The sequence below is a fragment of the Aeromonas sp. SER genome (assembly GCF_038739615.1).
Taxonomy (GTDB): domain Bacteria; phylum Pseudomonadota; class Gammaproteobacteria; order Enterobacterales; family Aeromonadaceae; genus Aeromonas; species Aeromonas jandaei.
Map to the genome: position 1 here is coordinate 15,168 of NZ_JBCGFC010000009.1, position 25,512 is coordinate 40,679.

The 25,512-nt window shown below is 58.2% G+C and carries 18 protein-coding genes; 9 read left to right on the forward strand and 9 right to left on the reverse strand.

Annotated elements, in window-relative coordinates; genetic code table 11:
* Positions 1-4 precede the first annotated feature (4 nt).
* Both AAHA41_RS14170 and rlmKL read right to left on the reverse strand, forming a co-directional pair.
* A complete protein-coding gene (locus AAHA41_RS14170) occupies positions 5-235 on the reverse strand; it encodes a glutaredoxin family protein (RefSeq protein WP_323070224.1) in 231 nt (76 codons plus the stop codon).
* Positions 235-2,412, reverse strand: a complete 2,178-nt coding sequence (gene rlmKL / locus AAHA41_RS14175; protein WP_323070194.1) for a bifunctional 23S rRNA (guanine(2069)-N(7))-methyltransferase RlmK/23S rRNA (guanine(2445)-N(2))-methyltransferase RlmL — start codon at positions 2,410-2,412, stop codon at positions 235-237. Before rlmKL ends, AAHA41_RS14170 begins: the two co-directional genes overlap by 1 nt.
* Positions 2,413-2,662: 250 nt before the next feature.
* On the opposite strand from rlmKL, the gene AAHA41_RS14180 reads away from it, so the two are divergent.
* From AAHA41_RS14180 to AAHA41_RS14220, 9 genes are all read left to right on the forward strand, one after another.
* Positions 2,663-3,031 (forward strand): response regulator, encoded by a 369-nt coding sequence (locus AAHA41_RS14180; RefSeq protein ID WP_033113548.1) that lies wholly within the window; start codon positions 2,663-2,665, stop codon positions 3,029-3,031.
* Positions 3,032-3,046: 15 nt separating this feature from the next.
* Positions 3,047-3,367: an STAS domain-containing protein gene (locus AAHA41_RS14185; protein ID WP_323070195.1), complete on the forward strand. Its 321-nt coding sequence runs from the start codon at positions 3,047-3,049 to the stop codon at positions 3,365-3,367.
* The gene (locus AAHA41_RS14190; protein ID WP_323070196.1) at positions 3,354-5,528 is read left to right on the forward strand and encodes a chemotaxis protein CheA; all 2,175 of its coding nucleotides are present in this window, start codon (positions 3,354-3,356) and stop codon (positions 5,526-5,528) included. Before AAHA41_RS14185 ends, AAHA41_RS14190 begins: the two co-directional genes overlap by 14 nt.
* Before the next feature lie 43 nt (positions 5,529-5,571).
* On the forward strand, positions 5,572-7,248 hold the full coding sequence (locus AAHA41_RS14195; RefSeq protein WP_323070197.1) for a methyl-accepting chemotaxis protein: 1,677 nt from the start codon (positions 5,572-5,574) through the stop codon (positions 7,246-7,248).
* A 10-nt stretch (positions 7,249-7,258) separates the two neighbouring features.
* The gene (locus tag AAHA41_RS14200) at positions 7,259-7,792 is read left to right on the forward strand and encodes a chemotaxis protein CheW (protein WP_033113544.1); all 534 of its coding nucleotides are present in this window, start codon (positions 7,259-7,261) and stop codon (positions 7,790-7,792) included.
* On the forward strand, positions 7,792-8,655 hold the full coding sequence (locus AAHA41_RS14205) for a protein-glutamate O-methyltransferase CheR (protein WP_323070199.1): 864 nt from the start codon (positions 7,792-7,794) through the stop codon (positions 8,653-8,655). The genes AAHA41_RS14200 and AAHA41_RS14205 overlap by 1 nt, the downstream gene beginning before the upstream one ends.
* On the forward strand, positions 8,652-9,722 hold the full coding sequence (locus tag AAHA41_RS14210; RefSeq protein WP_323070200.1) for a chemotaxis response regulator protein-glutamate methylesterase: 1,071 nt from the start codon (positions 8,652-8,654) through the stop codon (positions 9,720-9,722). The genes AAHA41_RS14205 and AAHA41_RS14210 overlap by 4 nt, the downstream gene beginning before the upstream one ends.
* Before the next feature lie 11 nt (positions 9,723-9,733).
* Positions 9,734-10,963 (forward strand): EAL domain-containing response regulator, encoded by a 1,230-nt coding sequence (locus AAHA41_RS14215; protein WP_323070202.1) that lies wholly within the window; start codon positions 9,734-9,736, stop codon positions 10,961-10,963.
* A gap of 75 nt (positions 10,964-11,038) precedes the next feature.
* On the forward strand, positions 11,039-12,670 hold the full coding sequence (locus AAHA41_RS14220) for a methyl-accepting chemotaxis protein (protein WP_323070203.1): 1,632 nt from the start codon (positions 11,039-11,041) through the stop codon (positions 12,668-12,670).
* Positions 12,671-12,907: 237 nt separating this feature from the next.
* On the opposite strand, the gene AAHA41_RS14225 is transcribed toward AAHA41_RS14220, so the two are convergent.
* The 7 genes from AAHA41_RS14225 to proQ all read right to left on the reverse strand — a co-directional run bounded on the left by AAHA41_RS14225 (position 12,908) and on the right by proQ (position 25,470).
* A complete protein-coding gene (locus AAHA41_RS14225) occupies positions 12,908-13,444 on the reverse strand; it encodes a cell division protein ZapC (protein ID WP_043850785.1) in 537 nt (178 codons plus the stop codon).
* A gap of 89 nt (positions 13,445-13,533) precedes the next feature.
* Positions 13,534-14,544: a quinone-dependent dihydroorotate dehydrogenase gene (gene pyrD / locus AAHA41_RS14230; protein WP_033113539.1), complete on the reverse strand. Its 1,011-nt coding sequence runs from the start codon at positions 14,542-14,544 to the stop codon at positions 13,534-13,536.
* A gap of 77 nt (positions 14,545-14,621) precedes the next feature.
* Entirely contained in the window at positions 14,622-19,460 is a 4,839-nt protein-coding gene (locus tag AAHA41_RS14235; protein WP_323070204.1) for an NAD-glutamate dehydrogenase, read from the reverse strand.
* A gap of 278 nt (positions 19,461-19,738) precedes the next feature.
* Complete coding sequence (locus tag AAHA41_RS14240) at positions 19,739-19,960, reverse strand: DUF2835 domain-containing protein (protein WP_041207791.1); 222 nt, start codon at positions 19,958-19,960, stop codon at positions 19,739-19,741.
* A 93-nt stretch (positions 19,961-20,053) separates the two neighbouring features.
* Positions 20,054-22,678 (reverse strand): aminopeptidase N, encoded by a 2,625-nt coding sequence (gene pepN / locus AAHA41_RS14245; RefSeq protein WP_323070205.1) that lies wholly within the window; start codon positions 22,676-22,678, stop codon positions 20,054-20,056.
* A 129-nt stretch (positions 22,679-22,807) separates the two neighbouring features.
* Positions 22,808-24,823 carry a carboxy terminal-processing peptidase gene (gene prc, locus AAHA41_RS14250; RefSeq protein WP_043850781.1) on the reverse strand — a complete coding sequence of 672 codons (2,016 nt, stop codon included), beginning with the start codon at positions 24,821-24,823 and terminating at the stop codon, positions 22,808-22,810.
* 8 nt (positions 24,824-24,831) lie between these two features.
* On the reverse strand, positions 24,832-25,470 hold the full coding sequence (gene proQ / locus AAHA41_RS14255) for an RNA chaperone ProQ (RefSeq protein WP_323070207.1): 639 nt from the start codon (positions 25,468-25,470) through the stop codon (positions 24,832-24,834).
* Positions 25,471-25,512 lie beyond the last annotated feature (42 nt).

Genomic DNA, 25,512 nt, shown 5'->3' on the forward strand with positions numbered 1-25,512 from the left:
CAAATCAACCCTGACGAGCGAGCCAACCCTTGAGCTCCACCAGCGTGAAGGGCCAGCCCAGCTCGCGGCCAGCCTCGTCCCGCAGCACCGGAATACGCGCCCGATAGGCCTCAAGCCAGCCGGCATCGTCCATGATGTCGCAGCGGCGGGTCACATCGCCTGCCCCCGCCTCCTCCACCAGCGCCCACGCCTGTTCGCACAGGTGGCAACCGTCGGTGTGAAACAGGGTCAGCATCATGCCTCAGCCCCGCTATCGGCATGGGTGATGATCCAGCAGTTGTGGATGTGCTGGTTGCGCTCGAAATCCTTGGGCCGGGTCTTGCCTGTGATGTTCTGTGCCTTGAGACCGATGGCCTCAAGACCGGCCAGATCCATCTTGAAGTGGCGCTTGTTGTTGGAAAACACCAGGGTGCCACCCGCAGCCAGCAACCGCTTCAGGTGCTGCATCAGCAGCAGGTGATCGCGCTGCACGTCGAAGCTCTCGTCCATCCGCTTGGAGTTGGAGAAGGTGGGCGGATCGATAAAGATGAGGTCGTACTGCTCGTCCGCTTCCGACAGCCACTTCAGGCAGTCGGCCTGGACAAACTTGTGCTGACGGCCCACCAGCGAGTTGAGGCGCATGTTGTCCTGAGCCCAGTTGAGGTAGGTGCGCGACATATCCACCGTGGTGGTCTCGCTGGCACCGCCAAGACCCGCGTGCACGGTGGCACTGCCGGTGTAGGCAAACAGGTTCAGGAAGCGCTTGCCCTTGGCCATCTGACCCAGCATGCGGCGGGTCTGACGGTGGTCAAGGAACAGACCGGTATCGAGGTAGTCATAGAGGTTGACCCACAGACGGGCCCCATACTCCTGCACTTCCATCCGGTGCTGCTCTTCGGAGAGCTTCTGGTACTGCTGCTTGCCCTCCTGACGCTCGCGCACTTTCAGGATCACCTTCTCGCCGTCCATGCCGGTCACCTTGATGGCGGCTTGCACCATGTCGAGCAGACGCTGACGGGTCTTCTGGGCGGGGATATCCTTGGGCGCCGCGTACTCCTGCACCACCAGATAGTCCTGATAGCGGTCGATGGCGGCGTTGTACTCAGGCAGGTCAGCATCGTAGAGACGGTAGCAGTCGAGATTCTCTTTCTTGGCCCACTTCTCGAGCGCTTTCAGATTCTTGCGCAGACGGTTGGCAAAGTCCTGAGCCACCTCTTTTTGCGAGGCGACGGCATCGAGCGCAATCTGGTAGTTACGCAGCTGACACTCGAGGGCACCGTTGAACAGGCGATACTGCTTGTCAGCGCGCAGGCGCAGACAGCTGAGCAGCTCGGGTGATGCGGACAGAATGGAGACTCTCCACCCCTGGAAGCTGCGACGCAGGGCATCGCCGAGGGCCTGATGCACTTCCAGCAGCGCCGGGAATTCGCCAAGACGCTCGCCGTAGGGCGGGTTGGAGATCAGCATACCGACCTGACGGGCCTCCCCTTCCACAGCCGGCATCGGCAGCGGGTTTTCCAGCTTGGTGACATCAGCCTGCTTGAAGGTGATGAGATGGGCGACACCGGCGGCTTTTGCGTTGTCACGGGCTTTGAGCAGCACGCGCGAATCGGCATCACAACCAAACAGTTTCACCTCACAGCGCTGCATGCCGCGTTTGGCTCGAACTTGCGCTTCCATCATCAGGCTTTGCCACAACTCGCTATCGTGCAGCAGCCAGCGATCAAAACCGAAGCGCTCGCGGCGCAGGGCCGGAGCCATATCGGCGGCGATAAAGGCCGCTTCAATCAGCAGCGTACCGGAGCCGCACATCGGGTCCATCATGGGCTCGCCGGCCCAACCGCTACGGGCAATCATGGCGACCGCCAGGTTCTCTTTGAGCGGTGCTTCACCTGTGCCCTGACGATAGAAACGCTGATGCAGCGCCGGGCCTGACAAGTCCAGCGTGATATTGGCCTTGCCTTTGCCCAGATGCGCCATGATGCGAATATCCGGGGATTTTTTGTCCACGTCCGGGCGGACATGACCGCGCTTGGTAAAGCGATCGACGATGGCATCCTTGATCTTCAACGCGCCATATTGGGTATTGCGAATGGAGGCGTTGGTACCGGTAAAGTCCACCGCAATGGTGGCGGTGCCGGAGAAGTGCTCTTCCCAGGGGATGGTATGCGCGCCCAGATAGAGATCCAGATCGTCGTTCATCTGGAATTCGGAGAGCACCAGTACGATGCGGGAAGCCAGACGGCTCCAGAGACAGGCCTTGTAGCCCACCGCCAGTTCGCCTTTGAAGTGGACGCCAGCCACGGTCTCACGGACCTGCTCTGCGCCCAGATTGGTCAGCTCGTCGGCCAACAGGTTTTCCAGCCCCTTGGGGCAGGTTGCAAAAAATTCTTTCATCACGCTCACGGGGAACCCATAAAAATAGTCCCGCATTATACCTCATCAGGTCACTCTGAGCATGCAAAAGTGGCTGACAATGACAGGAGATACGGTGTAACAAGCGCCTATTGAACCCATTCCGTAGTCGCTTAAAAACCACCACGCCCCCCCTTCCCCGATTTTTGTCCTGCACACGCCGATCCATTTTTAAAAAATCCACACACATCAACTTATTGGACAACAATTAGGAAGCCTCTACCCATGTCACCCGGATACAAATAACGCCAGTGAACGAGTCACCCTTATGACCAAAACCATCCTTGTTGTGGAAGACTCCGCCAGCATCAGAGCCACCATTACCATGACGCTGCAAAGCGCCGGTTTTAGCGTGATCGAAGCGGATGATGGCAACGCGGCCCTCTCCCGCCTCGATGGCCAGCGGGTACATCTCATCATCTCCGATCTCAACATGCCGGGCATGGACGGAATGACACTGCTGCGCCATCTCAAGGCACAGGCAACTACTCGCTATATCCCGTTCATCATGCTGACGACGGAAAACTCGCCTGAGATCCGCCAGGAGGGGTTCGATGCTGGCGCCCGTGTCTGGCTGACCAAGCCATTCGAACCGCTGAAGCTTATCGATGACGTCTACAAGGTGGTGCAACCATGATAGGGAGCACAAGGTATGAGTTTTGAACTGGATATTATGCACGCGCCCCCAACCGCCATTCTCACGGGGGAGTTCACCGTCATGACGGTGGCAGAGCTGCAAGACGATCTCTTCAGTCTGCTCAACTTTCCTGTTGCCCTGCTGGATTTGAGCCAGCTTGAAGCACTCGATAGCTGCGGCGCCCAGCTTGTCGCCCTACTCCAACAAGAGGCCAATAACCAGGGCAAGCGGCTGCGGATCAAGACGGGAGATGGCAGTGAAGCCGAACTGGCGCTGGGCCAGCTCGGGTTGCTTTCTTCCCTGACCAGAGCGGAGGGGCCAGATGGACGTCAATAAAGCGCGCACCCTCTTTTTCGAGGAGGCCTACGAGCAGTGTGATCATCTGGAGCAGGCGCTCCTTGATCGCGAAAGCTATCCGGCCAATCCCGAAACCTACAATCTGATGTTTCGTACCGCCCATACCATCAAGGGTTCAGCCAGCATGCTGGGCCTCACCATGCTGGTACGCTTCGCCCACGCCATGGAAAACATGCTGGCACGGCTTCGCAGCGGCGAGTTGCAGCTCGATGAGCATCTGATCAACCTGCTGCTGGCCTGCAATGATCAGCTACGCGACCTGTTGCAAGGGGCGGAGCACAACCCCGAGCTGCCGCAGACCGAAACCCAACAGATCCTGGCCCTGCTTTCCCAACTGCAAGGCCATCAAAGTTTGCCAGCCCAGCCGGTCGTAGTGCCGCCACAGAACGTAACTTCTTCGCAGGATCTCAAGCGCTGGCACCTCTCTGTGCGTTTTTATCCCGCGCTTTATCAGGATGGCTTCGACCTGCTGGCCTTTATCCGCTATCTCGGCAATCTGGGAGAGATCATCTTCATCGAACCGGTCTGGCACGAATGGCCCCCCCTTCAGTTGCTCGACCCAACCGAATGTTTCCTTGGCTATGAAATTGGCCTGCGCAGTGCTGAATCCCCCGAGCGGATCCGCAGTACCTTCGATTTTGTGGCTCATGCCAGCATCATCTGCCTGCTGACGCCTCATCAGGATCTCGCCGAGTTTGCTGCGCAAGGTGAACGACTGGCCCAGTGGCGCAATGAAGCGCTGACGGCCCAGCTTGCCCGCTGGGAGGCGGCCGACGTCCTGACCCGTGAAGAAGCGGCCGCCATTGAACGGGGCGACTATCGCCGCGGCCAAACCAGCGAAACAGACAACGCATCCGCCGCCCCTTCAGCATCAGTGTCACAACCTGCGCAGCCAGAGCCGGAACAGCCGGTAACACCTCAGCCCAAGCCCGCCCCGCTGCGCAGTGAGGGACACTACATTCGCATTGAGGCGGCGAAGCTCGACCGGCTGATCAACCGGGTCGGCGAACTGGTGATCGCCACCTCAGCGACAACCCTGCAGGCCAGATTGCGAGGAGATGCCGAGCTGGTCGAGTCGGTGGCAGCGGTCAATACCCTGGTCGAGGGGATCCGCGATGACGCCCTTACCCTGCGCATGGTGCCCATCAACGAGATCTTCAACCGCTTTCCGAGGTTGGTGCACGAACTCTCCCAGCAGACCGGCAAGAACATCAGCCTGCACATCAACAACGCCGAAACCGATATCGACAAATCCATGGTCGAGAAGCTGACCGATCCCCTGATGCATCTGGTGCGCAACGCCGTCGATCACGGCATCGAGGATGAGGCGCAGCGCCTTGAGGCTGGCAAGGCGGCTGGCGGCGTGATCACCCTGAACGCTTATCACGACGCAGGCGCCGTAGTGGTTGAAGTGAGCGACGATGGTCGCGGCATCGATCGCGACAAGATCCTGGCCAAGGCCCAGACGATGGGCATGGCTCAGGAGGGAAAAGTCCTGAGCGAGCAGGAGATATTCCAGTTCCTGTTCCAACCCGGCTTCTCAACCGCCAGCGGTGTCAGCGATCTTTCGGGTCGCGGTGTCGGGCTCGATGTAGTTAAACGCAATCTGGAGTCCCTGCGGGGCGAGACCACTATCGAGAGCCATCCTGGCCGCGGCACAACGTTTCGCCTGCGGCTCCCCCTGACCCTCGCCATCATCGACGGTTTTCGCATCGAGGTGGATCACTCCTCTCTGGTGATCCCCCTCGACATGATGCTCGAGTGCATTGACCTGCCGCCGGATGCCCTCGATACCCCCTCGCGCCAGATCAATATCCGCGGCGAGTGGGTGCCCTTTATCGTACTGCGCGAGCTGTTTGCCCTTCCCCCCGCCGACGAGCCCGAGTTTGTCGTTATCGTCGACTATGCCGACAACCGCGCCGGCATTGTGGTGGATCGTCTGATTGGCGAAGTGCAGGCGGTGATCAAACCACTCGGAGAGCTGTTCAGGACGCTGCGATATGTCAGCGGTTCAACCATTTTGGGCAATGGCCAGCCGGCCCTCATTCTTGATGTGCCACAGCTTATCGAGCTGGCCAGACGACGGGAGTTGCACTTGATCCACCGGCATGCCGATGCCCTCTCCGGCAACCGAACCTGATTGACCACATACTGTTATCAACCGCTTTAACGGAGTCAAAACCATGGACTGGTTTCACAACTTGCAAGTCAGAACAAAACTGGTGCTCTCATTTTCCGTTTTGATGGTGCTGCTGGTGACCTTGACCGTCACCAGCTACTACTCCACCAAAACGATGGCACTGCTTGTCAGAAGCATGCATGCCAACCAACTGGTGCCCATTCGGGATCTGGCCAACGCCAACATGCAGGCGATCTACATGAACCGTGCTCTATACCGCTACGTGCTGGAGACCAAAGAGGAGACCAGAAAGCTCAATGCAGGCAACATCCTGCGTTACGAGAGTCAGCTCAACAAACTGCTCGATGCCTATCGCAAAACCTATCTGACCCAACCTGAAATCGATGCGCTGGCGCGCTTTGACCAATCCTGGGTCACCTACAAGTCCTATGCCGATATCATCATGCGCACCGCGCAGTCGGATACCGGCGATAATGTCAACAACCAGAGAGCAACCCAGATCATGGCCGAACAAGGCCGCCCAGCCTTCGACAAGTCAGATGATCTGCTGACCGAGCTGGTCAATATCAATGACCGCCTAGCCACCCAGTCGTTAAAAGAGAGTGAAGATATCTATCAGGACAACCTGAGCCTGCTGATCCTCATCTCCTGCTCCGCCTTCGTTATCTGTCTGGTTCTGGCCATGCTGGTCACCCGCAGCATCCTGCGTCAGCTGGGTGGCGATCCCTCCTATACCGTGCAGGTGGTTTCCCGTGTCGCCGCCGGGGATCTTTCAACCCCGGTCAAACTGCGCAACGATGACAGCAGCAGCCTGCTCTTTGCCATCAAGAGCATGGCCCACCGCCTCTCCGATATTCTCAACGAGGTGGGCGCCATGTCGGAAGCCATCGGCTCGGCCTCTGAACAGGTCGCCGCCACCGCCAACTCGCTGTCGCAAACCTCCTCCGAACTGGCCTCCAGCGTCGAGCAGACCAGCGCCTCCGTCGAGGAGATGGCGGCCACCGTCAGCCAGAACGCCGACAATGCCAAGGTCACCGAGAATATCTCCACCAAGGCGGCCAGCAGTGCCACCGAAAGCGGCAAGGCGGTGGGCGAGATGGTTCACGCCATGAAGGAGATCGCCTCGCGCATCACCGTCATCAATGACATCGCCAACAAGACCGACCTGCTGGCCATCAATGCCGCCATTGAGGCGGCGCGCGCCGGCGAACACGGCAAGGGTTTTGCCACCGTGGCGGCAGAGGTGCGCAAACTGGCGGAGCGCTCGCAAAATGCCGCCAAGGAGATTGGCGAGCTGGCTGGCCGCTCGGTCAGCGTTGCCGAACAGGCCGGCACCCTGCTGCGGGAGATGCTGCCGGGGATCGATCAGACTGCCACTCTGGTGCAGGAGATCGCATCGGCCTCCCGTGAACAGCGGGCCAGCGTCTCCCAGATCAATATTGCAGTGACCCAGATCAGTGATGGCATGCAGGCCTCCGCTGCCTCGGCCGAGGAGCTGAGTTCCACCTCGGAAGAGCTGAGCTCCACCGCTCTGCAACTGCAGGAGCTGATGCAGCAGTTCACCCTGCGCGGCGGCAACAACCGTCAGCCCACCCAGTTTCATGCCGCCGGTTACAGTGCCAGACCGGCCATCCCGAAAAAGAGCACGCTGAACCAACACCTGCACCATGACGACGATCTGGAGCGGGAAGTAGACGATGGCAAGTTCAGCAACTATTAGGAGCAACCCAATGCGCACAACACATGCCCCTGATACTGTCACCTCCCACTTCCACTGCGTGACCTTCATGCTGGGAGGGGAGCTCTACGGGGTCGATATCGGCTGCATCCGCGAGATCATCGAGTTCGAGGGGATGACGCCGGTGCCCATGATGCCGCGCTTTGTCAGGGGGATCATCAACCTGCGGGGCGCCGTGGTGCCGGTCATCGACCTCTCGATCCGCTTTGGCCGGGGGCAGACCCCGATCCAGCCCACCACCTGTGTCGCGATCCTTTCGCTGCCCAACAGCAATGGCGAAGAGCAGGAGATCGGCATGCTGCTCGACTCCGTCTGCGAGGTGCTGGAGATTGCCACCGACACCATAGAGCCAGCCCCGACCTTTGGCGCCCATATTCGCGGCGACTTCATCCAGGGGGTGGTCACCATCGCCCAGCAGTTCGCCATTCTGCTCGACATGCACAAGGCGCTCTCCATCGCCGAGCTGAGCGCCATGGCCGAGGCCACCACCAGCCAGCTCTTCAACAGCGAGCAAGGGGGCTATTAGTGGCGGCATCCCTCACCACCCCGGATCAGGGGCCGGTGCTCACCCAAAGAGAGTTCGAGCTGTTCCGGCGTTTTATCTTCACCGCCGCCGGCATCGATCTCGCCCCCTGCAAGCGGGCGCTGGTGCAATCCCGCCTCGCAAAACGGCTGAGGGCGCTCAATCTCACCAGCTACTACGGCTACTGGGAGTGGATCAACCAGCCACAGAATGTGCAGGAGCGACAGCTCGCTATCAACCTGCTCTCTACCAACGAAACCTATTTTTTCCGCGAGGCACAGCACTTCAGCTGGCTGAAACACCATGCCGAACAACTACACGCTAGCCGCCATCAACCATTGCGAGTCTGGTCTGCCGCCTGCTCCACCGGTGAGGAGGCCTACTCCGCCGCCATGGTGCTGGCCGAACAGCTCGGCATCAACGAGCGCTGGCGGATCTACGGCACCGACATCAATACCCGGGTGATCCCCTTTGCCCAGCGTGCCATCTATGCCGTGGAACGGGCCCAGCATGTCCCGCCCCACCTCTGGATGCGCTATTTCCAGCGCGGTCACGACGAATATGCGGGCAAGGTGCGGGTGAGACCCGAGCTGGCGAGAAAAGTGTCATTCTCCAACCTCAACCTGCTCACCTGCGGCAACTTTATCGAGCGGGAGTTCGACGTCATTTTTCTGCGCAATGTGCTTATCTACTTCAACGAAGAGACCAAAGGCCAGGTGCTCTCCCAATTGTGTGAGCTGCTCAGACCCGGCGGCTATCTGCTGGTCGGCCATTCGGAGATCATCCGTCAGCAGGATCTGCCACTGGTGCAGGAGGCCCCTTCGCGCTATCGCTGCCAACCTCAGCTTTTTAAGGATGAAACATGACCATACGGGTACTGATCGTGGACGACTCGGCGCTGGTGCGGGAAGTGCTGACCCAGATGCTGGGCAAGGCTGCCGATATCGAAATAATTGGCGCAGCATTCGATCCCATCTTTGCCATGCAGCAGATGAAGAAGTGTTGGCCGGATGTGATCATTCTCGATATCGAGATGCCCCGCATGGATGGTCTCACCTTTCTGCGCAAGATCATGAGCGAACGTCCGACGCCGGTCATCATCTGCTCTTCCCTGACCGAAGAGGGCGCTACTATTACCCTGGATGCCATGGCTGCCGGGGCCATCTCCATCATCACCAAGCCCGCGGTCGGCATCAAAAGCTTCCTGCAGCAATCGGCCAATGAGCTGATCCAGGAGATCCGTACCGCAGTCAACGCCAAGCTGCGCAACCTGCTGCCAGACCACCAGCAACCCGGTTTTAGTCCGCCTCCCAAGCGCACCGCCGATGCCATGCTCTCGCCCCCGCCGGAGCGGGTCAAATTTCGCACTACCGACCGGATCATCGCCCTTGGCACCTCCACCGGCGGCACCCAGGCCCTTGAGTATCTGCTTACCAGACTGCCGGTCACCTGTCCGGGGCTCGCCATCGTGCAGCATATGCCGGGGCGCTTTACCGCCTCGTTTGCAGAGCGCTTGAACGGCCTTTCCAAAATCGAAGTCAAAGAGGCGGCCACCGGCGATCGCCTGCTGCCCGGGGTGGCGCTGATCGCCCCCGGTGGCAAACATCTGCTGATCCAGCGCAGCGGCACCCAATATCTGGCTGAGGTGAAAGAGGGTCCCCCCGTCTCTCGTCACTGTCCCTCGGTCGATGTGCTGTTTCGCTCGGTAGCGGTCAGTGCCGGTCACAACGCCCTTGGCGTCATCATGACCGGCATGGGGGATGATGGCGCCCGCGGTATGCGTGAACTGCATGACACCGGCGCTCGCACCATCGCGCAGGATGAGGCGAGTTGCGTGGTCTTTGGCATGCCCAAGGAGGCAATCGCCCATGGCGGGATCGATGAAGTGATGTCCCTTGCCCAGATAACCCAGACGCTTGGCCGTCCCGATTGAGAGGAACCACCATGTCCCTAGAACAATGGCAGGGCCGCAATGCCCTGGTGGTCGATGACTCCCGTACCCAGCAGTATGAGGTGACCTGCCTGCTGCAAGATCTGGGCTTTGGCCAGATCCATCTCGCCAGCGATGGTCAGGATGCCCTCAACAAGCTGCAGCAACTGGAGCATGTCGATCTGCTGCTGACCGATCTCAACATGCCGGGAATGGATGGGGTCGAGCTCATCAGCCAGCTGGAGAAGCACACCGGCTATCAGATGTTTGTCGCCGTGATGAGCGCCGTGGATCGGGATGTGCTGGATGTGATCCACTCCATCGCCGATGCCGGCACGCTGGAGGTGATCGGCGTACTGGCCAAACCGCTCAGAGCCCAGGATCTGCGCAACATGTTGCAGCACTGCGATCCGCGGGTCCATCGGGAGAGCAACAAATGGATGCAGCTCACCTTCACCAGCGACGATGTCCGCCATGCTCTGGAGCAAGGCCAGCTGGTTCCCTTTTTGCAGCCCAAGATCACCATGAGCGATGCCAGCCTCTATGGCTTCGAGGCGCTGGTGCGCTGGCATCACCCCGAGCATGGCACCCTGCCCCCGGTCTGTTTCGTTCATCATCTGGAAGAGGGGCCGCTGGCGCTCGATTTTTTCTACGCCTTCCTGCATGCCACCTGCGAGGCACTCAACAAACTCACTCTGCAAACCGGCCAGCTCAGCTGCTCCATCAACCTGCCGGTCTCACTGCTGACGACCGACAAGCTGGTGGAAACCATGGTAGAGGTAGTGCAGGGCCATCGCCTGCCCTGTCAGGCGATTATCATCGAAGTCACCGAGACCACCTTCATGTCCAACCTCGCCGTGTCGCTCGGTACCCTCGCCCGTCTGCGACTGCGTGGCTTCGGTGTGGCAATGGACGATTACGGCACCGGCTACTCCTCGATGAAACAGCTGTCCCGCTGCCCGTTTACCGAAATCAAGATAGACAAGGAGTTTGTCCACGATGCCCATACCAGCCCCAAGAAGCTGGCCATCCTCACCTCCGCCATTGTGATGAGCCAAAAACTGGGGCTCAAAACCGTCGCTGAGGGAGTTGAGAGCGAAGAGGATTGGGATCAGCTGGCCTTGCTGGGGTGTGATTTAGCCCAGGGCTATTACATCAGTCGCCCGCTGCCGGTTGAACAGATTGCACACTGGTTCGGCGAATGGCAGGCAAAAAACGCTATTTATCCGGCAGACCAACCCTGATTGGGAAAATAACTTAAATTTAAGGTGTCGTGTAATTTCGGCATGGAATGCAAATACATCAGCATGAGGCTCTATATGATAAATCTGATCCGTCTTGTATCGATAAAAATGCGACTGATGCTCGCCTTTTTGCTAGTCAACCTGATCCTGATCGGGGTGGGATTTTACGGCAAGCAAAATACTGCAACCGTCAACGACATGTTGAATGACATGTATCTCAACATGCTGGTCCCGATAAAGGATCTCTCCAACGCCAATATGCAGGCTATTTATCACAACCGCTCCCTGTTTGATTATGTGATTGAGCCAACCAAACCGGGCATGGATGCCATCTCTCATAAAATGGATGGCTACGAGCAGAAGATGAACGAGCTGCTCAACCAATATCGAGCGACCGAACTGACCGAACCGGAAAAAGTGGTGCTGGCAGATTTTGATCGCGCCTGGCCCCTTTACAAAGAGGCGGCCAAAAAAGCGATGGCAGCCAGCTACGCCAATGATAACGACACCGCCGTCAAATTGATGAAGGGGGAAGCAGCCGCGACCTTTCAGGTCGCCGATGACCTGCTCAGCAAGCTGGTAGATATCAACCAGGGGCTGGCTAAACAAGCCTATGACGATAGCGACGTGATCGTTGCCGATATCTCCACTGCAACCTACACCATCATCACAATATCAGTCGCCCTCTCGGTAGTGCTTGGCTGGCTGCTTAGCCAGAGCATCAACCTGCCGCTTGGCAACATCATGGAAGAATTGAAACAATTGGCCGCCGGTTATCTCACTGGCAGTGATAATCGTGACGGGCAAGACGAGATCACCCAGATGCAGATCTCCATGGGTAACGCCCGCCGCAGCCTGCGCAACATCGTATCCACCATGCAGCATGCCGCCGAAGGGCTCAGCGCCAGCTCCTCCCAGCTGGTTGCCGCAGCGCAGCAAGTCAACACCAGCTCCCAGCAGCAATCACTGGCGACCGCCAACACAGCCGCATCGGTAGAAGAGCTGACCACCTCGGTCTCCCAGCTCTCCTCCTTTGCCAATCAGGCCAACAGCGTGGTAATGGAGTCCGGTGAAATCGCTCATGCCGGTGAGGAACAGGTCAAGCGGGCGTCACAGGAGGTGGTGCGCGTTACCAATGCGGTCAACGATTCCGCCAAACAGGTACAGGGATTGTTTGATGACATCACTCGCATCAGCCAGATCTCGGTGATGATCCAGGGGGTCGCCGATCAGACCAACCTGCTGGCGCTCAACGCGGCTATCGAGGCCGCCCGGGCAGGCGACATGGGCCGCGGCTTTGCGGTCGTTGCCGATGAGGTGCGTACGCTGGCGGCCCGCACCACACAGGCCACCCAGGAGATCAACGAGATGCTCCAGTCAATCCAGCAGGGTGCAACCGGCGCGGTCAAGGGAATGAACGCCTGCTCCGACAGCATGGGCACGGTACGCGAGACTACCGACAACTCCAGCCACACCATGGCGCAGGTCGATCAGAGCTCCCGCAAGGTAGTGGGCCTTATTCAGGAGATCAGTTCCATGCTGCATGAGCAGGCGGCAGCCAGCCAGCTGATCGCCCAGTCGGTCGAGGAGATCACCCAGATGTCGCTGGAAAACGTCTCGGCCGCCGAGAGCGTCAACCACGATGCCTCCCAGCTGACCGACATCATCAAACAGCTCGACGAGGGGATCCGCTTCTTCAAGGTGTAAAACTGGATAACAACAAGATCAGATGCAAAGTGGCGGGCAGTCCCGCCACTTTTTTATTTCAACTTCACTCAGGGCAACGCCCCGTCTCGATTTCCAGACACGCAATCAAGCCATTTGCCAGGCAACGGCGGCATCACTCTCTGGGGAAACTGAAATATAAACAGATGACGGGGTAAGAATGTGAGGAAATAGAGGCAAATAAATGGAACTGAGAATGGCGGCGACAGGGCGCCGCTTTCAGCTGACCTGACGATATTGCTCGGTCAGGACAATACGAGGGGTCATCCGGTTGTTCATCACCTTGATAACGCCAAAACGGGACAAGGTTTTGCTGGTTGTCAGTACAAAATCCTGAGTCAGGTTCATGCAGACACTCGCCTGTTCACCCGCTTCAATGACCATAAATTCCCCTCTGCCGTGGGGCGTATTCATCCAGACCAGATCGCCATTTTGTGGCGATATAACCGGGTGCTGTTCACCAAAAAACCAGCTTTGTGGCATCAGGGGTTTATAAAAACGGCTCACTGCGATGGCATTAAGCACCAACTGGACCTGATGAGGAATACTCCACGCCAGTTCTGCCGCTTTATCCATCAATTGATAATAGAGTGCCGCATCATCGACACAAAAAGGCTGGGTGGTAAATGAACTGGGTACCAATTGCCGCCCTTTATATTCGGTGGCAAATAGCATGTTATCAGACAGGTCCAACATCAGACGGTCATTCTGGGCATCATAGTGCCATTGCCAGCTATCGGTCGGTTGGATAAGCATGCGGGAGCCCTTACTTGATAATTACCAGTTGACTTTATTCCATATGCAGGAAATCAGCAACGTCAAATAAAGGGCTCCCCAACTATTTCTTAAATATTGGTCACAATCTCTTTGACCAGACCCGGCCCTTTATAAATAAAACCGCTATAAATTTGTACCAGACTGGCTCCGGCAGCCAATTTTTCCCGCGCCGCCATGGCACTATCGATACCACCGACCCCGATAATTGGCAGAGCGCCATCAAGCGCTTTGGCCAGATGACGGATCACCTCGGTGCTCTTGTGCTGCAGCGGACGACCACTCAGGCCACCCGCCTCACCGGCATGGGGCATGTCGTAAATCATCTCGCGCTCGAGGGTGGTATTGGTGGCGATGACCCCATCGATGCCATTGCGAACCAGCGAAGCGGCAACCTGATCTATTTCCTCGAAGCTCAAATCCGGCGCAATTTTTACCGCCAGCGGCACATACTTTTTATATTGGGCGGCCAGTTCCTGCTGGCGGGTTTTCAGTGCGGCGAGCAATTCATCGAGCGCCTCGCCATATTGCAGCGAACGCAAACCCGGGGTGTTGGGAGAAGAGATATTGACGGCGATATAACCGGCATGGTCATACACCTTGTCCATGCAGAAGAGGTAATCATCCTTGCCCTGCTCGATGGGGGTATCTTTGTTTTTGCCGATATTGATGCCAATTACCCCCTGATATTTGGCCTCTTTTACCCGCGCTACCAGATGATCAACCCCCTTGTTGTTGAATCCCATCCGGTTGATGATCCCCTCTGCCGGAATAACCCGGAACAGGCGCGGTTTGTCATTGCCGCTTTGCGGTCTGGGGGTAACGGTACCTACTTCGATAAAGCCGAATCCCATGGCCCCCAATGCATCAATACACTCCCCATCTTTATCCAGACCGGCCGCCAACCCCACCGGGTTGGCAAAAGAAAGCCCCATGACAGTGACGGGGCGTTTCGGCAAATTCTGGCGGAAGAAACAATCGAGTGGCGTACCGAGAAGGCGGGGCAAATATTTCATGGAGAGATCGTGAGCCTGTTCCGGATTGAGTTTGAACAGGAAATGCCTGGCGATGGGGTACAACATCTTTGCTCCTTAAAGAAAGCCCCGGCAACTGGCCGGGGCTTTGGGTGTAATGTCGGTGTCATGCCTTAATCCGGCAATTAAAGTGCCCGACAATTCAACTGGAGCAGGTTCAACTCTCGCAAGGCCACCGAGAACTTGGCGAACTCGTGAGTGCTGGTGGTCTTGAAGTCGGCCAACATGTGGGTCCAACGGGACAAGAGTTGTTCATGCTCCGAAATCCAGTCGGCCAGTATGGTAGCGCATTCTCCCTGATCTTTGCACCCTTCCAGTACCACGGAAGTGAGACTGCGCTGCTGCCAGTCCAAATCTTCGCGGAAGGAGGCCCGCGCCATCGCCTGCCAGTGGTTGCCCACCGGCTGATGGTTGATCTGGTCGAGGAACCAGTGCAGGTCCAGCTTGGCGCCAAGGCGATAGTAGACGTTGGCGGCGCGCAGGATGTCGGTCTTGTGCTCCGCGGCAATCTGGGCCAGATCCAGAGTGGAGAAGAGGCTGCTCATATGAGCGACCTGACGGGCGATGGCCTCCGGCACCTGTTTCTCCACCAGCTTCTGCACTGCCAGCTTGTGCTCGGCTACTTCGCTCTCATCCATGACCTCATAGAGATGCTGACTCAGGGTTTCGAAGGCCGGACGGAAGAAGGCGATGTTCTCGCTGATACTCCAGCTGCGGTTGCGAGCGCGCAGGAACCAGCGGGTGGCGCGGCGCACAATGCGACGGCTGTAGAACATCAGCTCGAGCTGGGTCTCTGCCCCCACCAGGTTGTCGCACCCTTCGATATCGCGCCACAGCCGGTTCATGCCAAACACCTCGCGGGCCATGGCAAAGCAGCAGGCCACTTCAGCGACCGAGGCTCCGGTCTCGTCTTTCATCCGGCTGGCGAAGTTAAGCCCCATGTCATTGACCAGCATGTTGGCGACCCGGGTCGCAATTATCTCGCCACGCAGCGGATGCTGGGCCAGTGCCGCACCGAACTGCTGCTGCAGCTTGGGCGGGAAGCTGGTGACCAGCATGTTGGCCAAGAACGGCTCGTCGGTCACTTCCGGGCAGTTGAGCTGCTCTTTCAGAACCATCTTGCCGTACGCCACCAGCACCGCCAGCTCGGGTCGGGTCAGCCCCTGCCCCGCCGCCATCCGCTCGGAGAGCTCCTCATCGGATGGCAGGAACTCCAAAGCTCGGTCGAGCTTGCCTTCCCGCTCCAGCCCCTGAATAAAGCGCTGCTGCTCTTTGAGTTGTTCAGAGCCGCGGAAGCTGGTGACCGAGATGGACTGGGACTGGCGATAGGCGTTGGTGATGACAATCTGCGCCACATCGTCGGTCATCTCGTAGAGCATCTGGTTACGCTGCTTGAGGGTCATATCCCCGGCTGCCACCAACTGGTTCAGCAGGATCTTGATGTTCACCTCGTTATCGGAGCAGTCCACGCCGCCCACGTTGTCGGTAAAATCGGTATTGATGCGGCCGCCCTGACTGGCGTACTCCACCCGGCCAAGCTGGGTAAAGCCGAGGTTGCCGCCCTCACCCACGATGCGGGCACGCAGATCGCGGCCATTGACCCGCAGTGCATCGTTGCTGCGATCACCGACCTCGGCGTCGCTCTCGCGGGCGCTCTTCACGTAGGTGCCGATACCGCCATTCCACAGCAAGTCGACATTCAGGCAAAGCAGTGCCTTGATCAGCTCGTTCGGCGCCATGTTGGCCTTGTCGGTACCGAGCAGGGTCTGCATCTCGGGGCTGAGCTTGATGGACTTGGCCGAGCGCAGGAAGATGCCGCCCCCTGCCGAGATCAGGCTCTTGTCGTAGTCATCCCAGGTCGAGGTCGGCAGCTCGAACAGACGCTTGCGCTCGACAAAGCTCCTGGCCGAATCCGGGTTGGGGTCGACGAAGATGTGCATGTGGTTGAACGCGCCCACCAGTCGGGTGTGCTCGGAGAGCAGCATGCCGTTGCCAAACACGTCGCCCGCCATGTCGCCGATCCCGACGCAGGTAAAATCGGTGGTCTGGCAGTTGATACCCAGCTCGCGGAAGTGGCGCTTGACCGACTCCCAGGCGCCGCGCGCAGTGATGCCCATCTTCTTGTGGTCATAACCGACCGAACCGCCGGAGGCGAACGCGTCACCCAGCCAGTGGCCATACTCCAGGCTGATTTCGTTGGCGATATCGGAGAAGGTGGCCGTCCCCTTGTCGGCGGCAACCACCAGGTAGTAGTCATCCTCGTCGTGACGCACCACATCCCTGGGCGGGATCACTTCGCCGGCGATGATGTTGTCGGTCACATCGAGCAGACCGCGGATAAACAGGCGATAGCAGGCCTTGCCCTCTTCCTGAATAACGGCGCGAGGGGCCCCCGCCGGCATCTGCTTGCAGTAGAAGCCCCCCTTGGCCCCCACCGGCACGATGACGGTGTTCTTCACCTGCTGGGCTTTGACCAGACCCAGCACTTCAGTCCGGAAGTCCTCCTTGCGATCGGACCAGCGCAGGCCGCCACGGGCTACCTTGCCCCAGCGCAGATGCACCCCTTCCACTCGTGGCGAGTAGACAAAGATCTCGAACTTGGGCAGCGGCAGCGGCATGTCGGTGATGCTGGATGGCGCCAGCTTGAAGGAGATGTAGGGCTTGATGTTGCCTGCCTTGTCCAGCTGGTAGTAGTTGGTGCGCAGGGTGGCGTCGATCATCTCCACATAGCGGCGAATGATGCGATCGTCATCGAGGTTAGCCACCTGATCCAGCTTGGCGGCGAGCTCCTCATGCAGTCTGGCCCCGGTTTCCGCATTGCGGGTCATGGCCGGATTGAGACGCTGCTCGAAAAGTCCAAACAGCAGGCCGGCGATATCGGGATAGCGGGTCAGGGTCTCTTCGATATAGGACTGGCTGAAGGAGACGCCAGTCTGGCGCATGTATTTGGCATAGGCGCGCAACACCGAGACCTGACGGCCAGTGAGACCCGCACCCAGCACCAGTCGGTTGAAGCCATCATCTTCCAGCTGCTTGTTCCAGATGGCCGCGAAGGCTTCCTGGAAGCGCTGCTGGCTCTGCTCCAGATCGAACGGCTGATCGCTGTGCAGCAGCATGGAGAAGTCGAGGATCCAGAACAGCTCGCCCGCCGGAGTACGCACCTGATAGGGTGTCTCGCCAATAACACGCAGCCCCATGTTCTCCAGCATCGGCAACACGTCGGAGAGGTGGATAGGTTCGGTGCGGTGGAACAGCTTGAGGCGTACCCGGCGATCGTTCTCCTCTTCCTGAGCGCGGTAGAACAACATGCCGAGTGGCTCAGCTTCACTCAGGTTGTCCAGCGCCATGATGTCGGCCACGGCAGAGCCCGGCAGCACATCTTCCTTGTAAGCGCGGGGGAAGGCGGTGCTGAAACGACGACGCAGTTCGTTGCCGCGCGCTTCGCCATAGTGGGAGAGCAGCACGGAGTCGAGTCTGTCGTCCCAGCTGCGGGCCGCTTCAATCAGGTTGTTCTGTACTTCGTTCACATCCACATCCACGTTGTTGTTGTTAACCCGCACTATGTAGTGAGTCCGTGCCAGCACGCCCTCGGTGAAGTAGACGTTGAACTCCACCTCTTCGCTGCTGCCGAAATATTGTTGCAGGATCTGCTGGGTCTTGATCCGCAGCGCGGTGTTGTAGCGCTCCTTGGTGACATAAACCATGCAGGAGAAGAAGCGGCCATAGACATCACGGCGCACAAACAGGCGCAGCATGTCCCGCTCCTGCATCTCCAGCACACCCAGACCGGTAGCCAGCAGCTCCTCTTCGCGGGCCTGGATCAGCTCGTCACGGGGGTAGGTTTCCAGCACGTTCAGCAGCGCCTTGTAGGCGTGGGAGCCCTTCTCATGGCCGGAGGAGGCCATGATGCGCTCGAGACGGTGGCTGATGAGCGGGATCTGGGTCGCACTGGTGTTGTAGATGGAGGAGGCATACAGACCGATGAAGCGATCTTCCCCCACTACCTTGCCATGCTCGTCGAAGCGCTTGATGCCGATGTAATCCACATAGGCCGGGCGATGAACACGGGATTTGCTGTTGGATTTGGTGAGGATCAGCAGATCCTGACTCAGCGCTGCGTGACGGGCGCTGGCCGGCATATTGCCAAGACGCTGTCCCTCATCCTTGATGGAGTTCTTCATCAGTCCGAGGCTGGAACTGGCCTGCGGCAGGATCTCGTGATCCCCCTCCACCGCCTTGACGTCGTAGCGGCGATAGCCCATCAGGGTGAAGTTATGGGCAGCTACCCATTTGAGAAACGCGATGCAGGAGTTGACCTCCTCCTGACTCACCGGATGGTTGCGCTTTGGCAGCTCGTCGATGATTTCATTGAGCTTGGCCAGCATCGGCTGCCAGTCGCCGACAGCCAGCGCAACTTCGCCAGCCACGGATTTGAGCTCGGCTGCCAACGCTTCCATCTGCGCTTCGCTGGTAAGGTGATCGATTTCGATGAGGAAGGCGGTTTCGACCGATGTCTGCCCGTCGGTATTGTCGAGATCCAGAATGGCGCTGATCTTGCCCTCTTCGCCGCGGATCAGGTGCAGCGGCTGGTGCAGCATCATGTGGGCGGTGATATTGAGACGCTTGAGCGCCATCCGGATGGAGTCCACCAGGAAGGGGGAATCCTGCAGGATCACCTCGACGATAGTGTGGGGAGACTGCCAGCCATGGCGGGTCAGCTCGGGGTTGTAGACCCGGATATAGGGTTCGGTGCCGCTACGCTGATTGAGGGCATTCCAGAGGCTAAGCGCCGCACCGTAGAGATCGCTGTCGTTGCGATCATGCATGTCGGAGCTCGCCATGTTGCCGTAAAACTTGGCCACGAAGCATTCGACCAGAGAGGCACTCTTCTTGGGCAGTTTTTGATGGATCAGGCCGAGAACGTTTTCGAGCAGAACTGAGGTAGGGGCGTCTTTCAATGCCATTTTTATATTCCTTATCGGACGACATTAACCACCGACGCAGAGGCAACCACCCTGGTTACCCGCTGGTGCAGAGTTGTTGCGAAGTGTAATGGCTGGGATCAAGGAAGGCGAGAGAAGATGCTAACGGACTGTTAAAAACAAGGTGCAGATCACGGCTTAAACTGTGAGATATTTTGCCAACAGGCAAAAAAACAGAAATTCCCACTGCCTTTGTGCCACTTTTCCGGATAGATAGTGAGCAAAATCAGATAATCAGTCGGTAAACTGTTCGTTTTTTGTTAACTTATGCGTTCGAGGCTGATAAAGCGATAATCGTCCTGCGTTTTGAGGCGAAAATAGCCATGTACCCCGCTGATAGCGACAAAAGGCCGGATTTTATCGATGCCAAGCTCGATGGTCAGCCCCTGTTCACTGCGCACCACCAGCCGTCGGGCGTGCCCCTGATACATCAACATCACCTCGTCACTGCTCAGCGACAGCCGAAAGGTAAATTGCTTCACGTTTACTCCCGATAGATGCCCTGTTTACCCCGCTGGCAAGCAGAGAGGATCAAAAAACGGGGCAAAGGATGACACTCCCCTGCCCCGTCAATGTTACTGCTGCAGCGCCTTGCTCACTTTTTCGAACAGATCCCGCGCCAACCCTTCGAGGTTGGCCAGGCGGGTCAGCTCGGCACGGATCAGCGCCTTGCGCCCCTCATCGAGTCGCTTGAACTGGATAAGCGGGGTGATGAGGCGGGAAGCGACCTGCGGGTTGACCTCGTTGAGCTCGATCAGCAGGTCGGTCAGGAAGCGATAGCCGCGACCATCGATGGCGTGGAACTGCACCTGGTTGTTCATGGCAAAGCTGCCGACCAGCGCTCGCAGACGGTTCGGGTTGCGAATGCTGAAGGTCGGGTGAGCCATCGCCTGCTGCACCTCCTCCAGCACATCTTCCGCCGGCTTGCTACCCACCAGACGCAGCCAGTTATCCAGCACCAGACCATCCCTAGCCCACTTGCCTTCGAAATCGGCAAGCAGCTCGGAGCGGCACGGCAACAGATAGCTGTTTGCTACCTGCAACGCAGCCAGAGTGTCGGTCATGTTGTCGGCGGCGGCATATTGTTGGCGCACCAGCAGGTCGGCACTGCCGGCATCGAGGGCCGCCAGATAGCCGAGCACCACGCTCTTGAGCGCGCGTTTGGCCATGTCGGCATGCACCACCTGATAACCCGGCAGATGAAGGCTCTCGTAGGTCACCAGCAGCTGGGCGCCAAAGGCTTGCGCCAGCGAGGTGGTGATCTCGTTGCGCACCTGATGGATGGCATCGATATCCGCCACCTCAAACAGTTCGGCCAGGGTCGCCTCACCCGGCAGGTTCAGGATCTCCGCTTTAAGCGCCGGATCGAGTTCGGCATCTTCCAGAATGGCGATAAAGGCTGCCAGCAGGGTTTGGGAGAGCTCAACCCCCTGTCCGTGCTGCACCCGGGCTACCCCTTCGATAACTGCCTTGTTGATCAGCATCTGGGCTGCATCCCAGCGGGCAAATTCGTTGCGGGCATGGCGCATCAGGAAGGCCAGCGCCTCATCACTGTAATCAAAGTGCAGCTTGACCGGCGCGGAGAAGTCCCGCAGCAGGGAAGGAACCGGCTTGACCGGCACCTGATCGAACACGAAGGTCTGCTCTGCTTCCAGCACGTCGAGCACGTTGCCGATGGCCTTGCCCTGATACTGCAGCGCAATAACGGCGCCCTGCTCGTCATAGAGTTCGATATCGAGTGGAATGTGCAGCGGCAGCTTTTGCGGTTGATCCTGAGTCGGCGGGGTGTGCTGGCTCACGTGCAGACGGTAAACACCGCTCGCGGCATCGTACTCGTCGGTCACGGTGAGTTCCGGAGTGCCGGACTGGCTGTACCAGCGGCGGAAACGGCCGAGATCAACCCCGGAGGCATCCTCCATCGCCTGCACGAAATCATCGCAGGTGGCCGCCGAGCCATCATGACGCTCGAAGTAGAGGCGCATACCCGCCAGGAAGGCGGTCTCACCCAGCAGGGTGTGCATCATGCGGATCACTTCCGACCCTTTCTCATAGACGGTCAGGGTGTAGAAGTTGTTCATCTCGATCACCACATCCGGACGGATGGGGTGTGCCATGGGGCCCGCGTCTTCGGCAAACTGCGGCCCGCGCATGGTGCGCACGTTGTCGATGCGGTTGACGCCACGAGAGCCCAGATCAGAGGAGAACTCCTGATCCCGGAACACCGTCAACCCCTCTTTCAGGCTGAGCTGGAACCAGTCACGGCAGGTAACGCGGTTGCCGGTCCAGTTATGGAAATATTCGTGACCGATCACCCGTTCGATATCGTTGTAGTCGTTGTCGGTGGCGGTCGCCGGGTTGGCCAGTACGAAACGGGAGTTGAAGATATTCAGCCCCTTGTTCTCCATGGCGCCCATGTTGAAGAAGTCCACTGCAACGACCATGTAGATGTCGAGATCATACTCGAGACCAAAGCGCTGCTCGTCCCAGCGCATGGAGTTGATGAGGCTCTCCATGGCGAAACCGGCGCGATCCAGATTGCCTTTGTCGACGAAGATCTCAAGAGCCACCTTGCGACCGCTTTTGGTGACGTAATGGTTGCGTTCCACGTCGAAATCACCGGCTACCAGGGCAAACAGGTAGCTGGGCTTGGGGAACGGATCCTGCCACTGCACGAAATGGCGGCCGTCGCCCAGATCGCCACTATCTACCTTGTTGCCGTTGGAGAGCAGGAAGGGATATTTGGCTTTGTCGGCGGTGATGCGGGTGCTGTAGCGCGCCAGAATGTCGGGGCGATCCAGATAGTAGGTAATGCGGCGAAAGCCCTCCGCTTCACACTGGGTACAGTAGGCATCACCCGATTTGTAGAGCCCTTCCAGCGCGGTGTTGACGGCCGGATCCAGCAGGGTGACGATGGTCAGCACGCACTCGGCGGGCAGATTGAAGATGGTCAGGGAGCTCTCGCCCTGCTCGTAGTGTTCGCAGGGGATGCCATCGATGGCGATGCTCTCTAGCGTCAGCTGCTCACCATCCAGTACCAGCGGCGCATTGTGCTCGCCGTTGCGGCGGATGCGGGTAATGGCAGTGACCCGGGTCTGTGGCTCCTGCAGCTGGAAATCGAGGTCGATGGTGTCGATCCAGTAGAGCGGTGCCTGATAGTCCTGACGATATTTGGCCGTCATGGCCTGGGAGTGATCGTTCATTATTGTCTGCTTCCACGCTTGTTAAAGGCGAGAAAGAGGCTGTCACAACCAACTGGCAGGGTCAAACAATTTGCAGCAGACAAAAAGAAAGGGCGACTTGCGTCGCCCTTGCTCGTTATCTCAGTCAGATCAGCTGCGTTTGCCGGTCTTGGCCAGATCTGCCGTAATATTGGCCGCTTCGACCAGATATTCGTCAGGAGCCTCAAAATCGGCAGGCAGTTCATCCAGGCTCTTCACCGGCGGCTTGCCAAGGCGAGCCAGTCGCTCATTGGTACGCTTGAGCGCTTTCTCATCCTGCTTGGCCTGCTCTGCCAGACGTACCGCTTCATTGAGGGAGACTGACTTCTTGTCCTTCTCCTCTTTGTAGTCGGCAATGTCCTGCATCACGTAGGCAAACTCGGGATCCTTGGCGATACGTGCATCATGGGCCGACTTCAGCTTGGGCAGCAGGCTGGCAAAGTTGCCGAGCTTGTCATACTTGGCCGACGCGATCTTGTCCCAAGGCAGAGCATTGAACTCGCGGCTCTCACCCGTCTCTTCCGGTGCAACCGGTGTCGGGAAGCTGATATCCGGTGCAACCCCCTTGTTCTGGGTACTGCCACCGTTGATCCGGTAGAACTTGGCGATGGTGTACTGCACGTGACCCAGCGGCTGCTCGTAGAAGTCGTAGACCTTGGCGAGGCTGCGATGCTGCTGCACCGTCCCCTTGCCGAACGAGTTTTCACCGAGGATCAGGGCACGGCCGTAATCCTGCATGGCTGCCGCAAAGATCTCGGAAGCCGACGCGCTGTAACGGTCGATCAGCACAGTCATCGGGCCGCCGTAATAGACGTTGCCATCATCATCGCCATTGACCGTGATACGACCCATGTGATCACGGATCTGAACCACCGGGCCACTGCCGAAGAAGAGGCCGCTCAGGGCAGACGCTTCGGTCAGGGCTCCACCACCGTTACCGCGCAGATCGATGATCAGACCGTCGATCTTCTGCTTGTTGAGGGTGGAGAGCTCCTTGATCACATCATCATGCAGATTGACGTAGAAACTCGGGATCTCGATGACACCTATCTTCTTGCCTTCGGCGTTAATCACCTTGGACTTGGCCGCGCGATCTTCGAGGCGCACCTTGTCGCGAGTCAGATCAATCAGCTCGGTCTTGGCGGTTGCCCCCTTGCCACGCTGGATCTCCAGCTTGACCTTGCTCCCCTTGGGCCCCTTGATGAGCTCGACCACGTCATCAAGACGCCAGCCGATCACATCAACAATCTTGCCATCGTCCTGCCCTACCCCGGTGATCTTGTCATCGGGCTTGAGGCGGTTGGACTTGGCAGCCGGGCCGCCGGGAACCAGCGAGCGAATGACGGTGAAATCATCCTCTGCCTGCAACACGGCACCAATCCCCTCGAGCGAGAGGTTCATCTCGGTATTGAAACGATCGGCACTGCGCGGAGAGAGATAACTGGTGTGCGGTTCGATGGCACGAGCGAAGGAGTTCATGAAGAGCTGGAACACATCCTCGCTCTCGGTCTGGGACATCCGCTTGATGGCGTTGTTGTAACGCTTGCCAAGCAGCTCCTTGATCTCGGGCCACTCCTTGCCGCTGAGCTTGAGGCTCAGGGCATCGAACTTGACCCGCTGACGCCACAACTCATTGAGTTCAGCCTCATCTTTTGGCCAAGCCGCCCCTTCCCGATCAAACACATAGTTGTCGTTCTGGGTGAAATCAAAAGGAGTATCGAGCAGTTTGAGGGCGTATTCGTACCGCTCATAACGTCGCTGCTGACTCAGGTTGAACATCTCGTAGGCGGGTGCCAGACGGCCTCTTTCAAGGTCGGTGTCAAAACCGTTACGGTACTTTTCAAAACGGCTGATATCAGAGGCCAAAAACAGATTGCGGCTGTAATCCAGGTTCTCCAGATACTTGTCGAAGATCACGGAGGAGAAGGCATCATCCAGCTTGAACTGTTTGTAGTGCGAGCGGGTAAACAGATTGGTAATTCGCTTGCTGGCCGTAGCATGTTGGCTCTCTTGAGCCAACACAGGCAAATCACTCTCCTTGAGCACCGGCTCGATGGCCTGTGCAAGCCCGACAAACGCCAGGCTACAGGCAACGAGGGAAAAACGAATTACGCCATGCTTCAACATTTGTCTCCTTAGAGAACCAAGTGCTCTGATTTGACCCGCAGCATCATGCCGGTCTGCAGTTGGACCTGTACATCATCTTTGGTCACTTCCTTGATGGTGGCCGCAACCGGGGATTTACCCATAACAACGCGCACACCCTGACCCACTTTCAGCGTAGCGGCATCCACTTTTACCAGCGGAGCTTCAGCGACCGGTGCTTTCTCCTTCGCTTTCGGCTTGGCAGCTACATCAGCTTTTTCGGTTTTGCGGGGAGCAGGACGACGCGGCTTCTTGGCCTTTTCATCCTTCTCTTTGGTATTGGTGCGACGGCTGGCAAAGACGCGCTCTTTGCTCTCTTTCAGAGCCTGCTTGGCGTGCTCGATGTGCTCTTCGGTCAGCAGTTCGCCCGGGTTACCATCCAGATCAACGCGAGCCTGACCGGCTTTGAGCCCATGCAGGTAGCGCCAGCTGGAGGTGTATTGACGCAGTGCGGAACGCAGCATGGTCTTGGAGACTCTGGCATCGTCAGCAAGACGCTCGGCCAAATCCTGGAAGATGCCAATCTTGAGCGGCTTGGCCTCTCCTTCAGCAACGAAGCAGGCCGGGAATTTCTCGACCAGGTAGGCAACGATCTCTTTACTGTTCTTCAGCTTCTCAGTGTTTTCCATGTATAACCTTGGCTTTCAATAAACGCACGGGCACTTCCCGAG

Excerpts from the sequence above, each read along its gene's own strand:
- AAHA41_RS14190 (WP_323070196.1), top strand. The coding sequence starts at position 3,354 with ATGGACGTCAATAAAGCGCGCACCCTCTTTTTCGAGGAGGCCTACGAG.
- AAHA41_RS14210 (WP_323070200.1), top strand. The coding sequence starts at position 8,652 with ATGACCATACGGGTACTGATCGTGGACGACTCGGCGCTGGTGCGGGAA.
- AAHA41_RS14220 (WP_323070203.1), top strand. The coding sequence starts at position 11,039 with ATGATAAATCTGATCCGTCTTGTATCGATAAAAATGCGACTGATGCTC.
- AAHA41_RS14215 (WP_323070202.1), top strand. The coding sequence starts at position 9,734 with ATGTCCCTAGAACAATGGCAGGGCCGCAATGCCCTGGTGGTCGATGAC.
- pepN (WP_323070205.1), bottom strand. The coding sequence starts at position 22,678 with ATGAACGATCACTCCCAGGCCATGACGGCCAAATATCGTCAGGACTAT.
- AAHA41_RS14195 (WP_323070197.1), top strand. The coding sequence starts at position 5,572 with ATGGACTGGTTTCACAACTTGCAAGTCAGAACAAAACTGGTGCTCTCA.
- AAHA41_RS14235 (WP_323070204.1), bottom strand. The coding sequence starts at position 19,460 with ATGGCATTGAAAGACGCCCCTACCTCAGTTCTGCTCGAAAACGTTCTC.
- AAHA41_RS14185 (WP_323070195.1), top strand. The coding sequence starts at position 3,047 with ATGAGTTTTGAACTGGATATTATGCACGCGCCCCCAACCGCCATTCTC.
- AAHA41_RS14225 (WP_043850785.1), bottom strand. The coding sequence starts at position 13,444 with ATGCTTATCCAACCGACCGATAGCTGGCAATGGCACTATGATGCCCAG.
- AAHA41_RS14200 (WP_033113544.1), top strand. The coding sequence starts at position 7,259 with ATGCGCACAACACATGCCCCTGATACTGTCACCTCCCACTTCCACTGC.
- pyrD (WP_033113539.1), bottom strand. The coding sequence starts at position 14,544 with ATGTTGTACCCCATCGCCAGGCATTTCCTGTTCAAACTCAATCCGGAA.
- proQ (WP_323070207.1), bottom strand. The coding sequence starts at position 25,470 with ATGGAAAACACTGAGAAGCTGAAGAACAGTAAAGAGATCGTTGCCTAC.
- AAHA41_RS14180 (WP_033113548.1), top strand. The coding sequence starts at position 2,663 with ATGACCAAAACCATCCTTGTTGTGGAAGACTCCGCCAGCATCAGAGCC.
- rlmKL (WP_323070194.1), bottom strand. The coding sequence starts at position 2,412 with ATGCGGGACTATTTTTATGGGTTCCCCGTGAGCGTGATGAAAGAATTT.
- AAHA41_RS14170 (WP_323070224.1), bottom strand. The coding sequence starts at position 235 with ATGCTGACCCTGTTTCACACCGACGGTTGCCACCTGTGCGAACAGGCG.
- prc (WP_043850781.1), bottom strand. The coding sequence starts at position 24,823 with ATGTTGAAGCATGGCGTAATTCGTTTTTCCCTCGTTGCCTGTAGCCTG.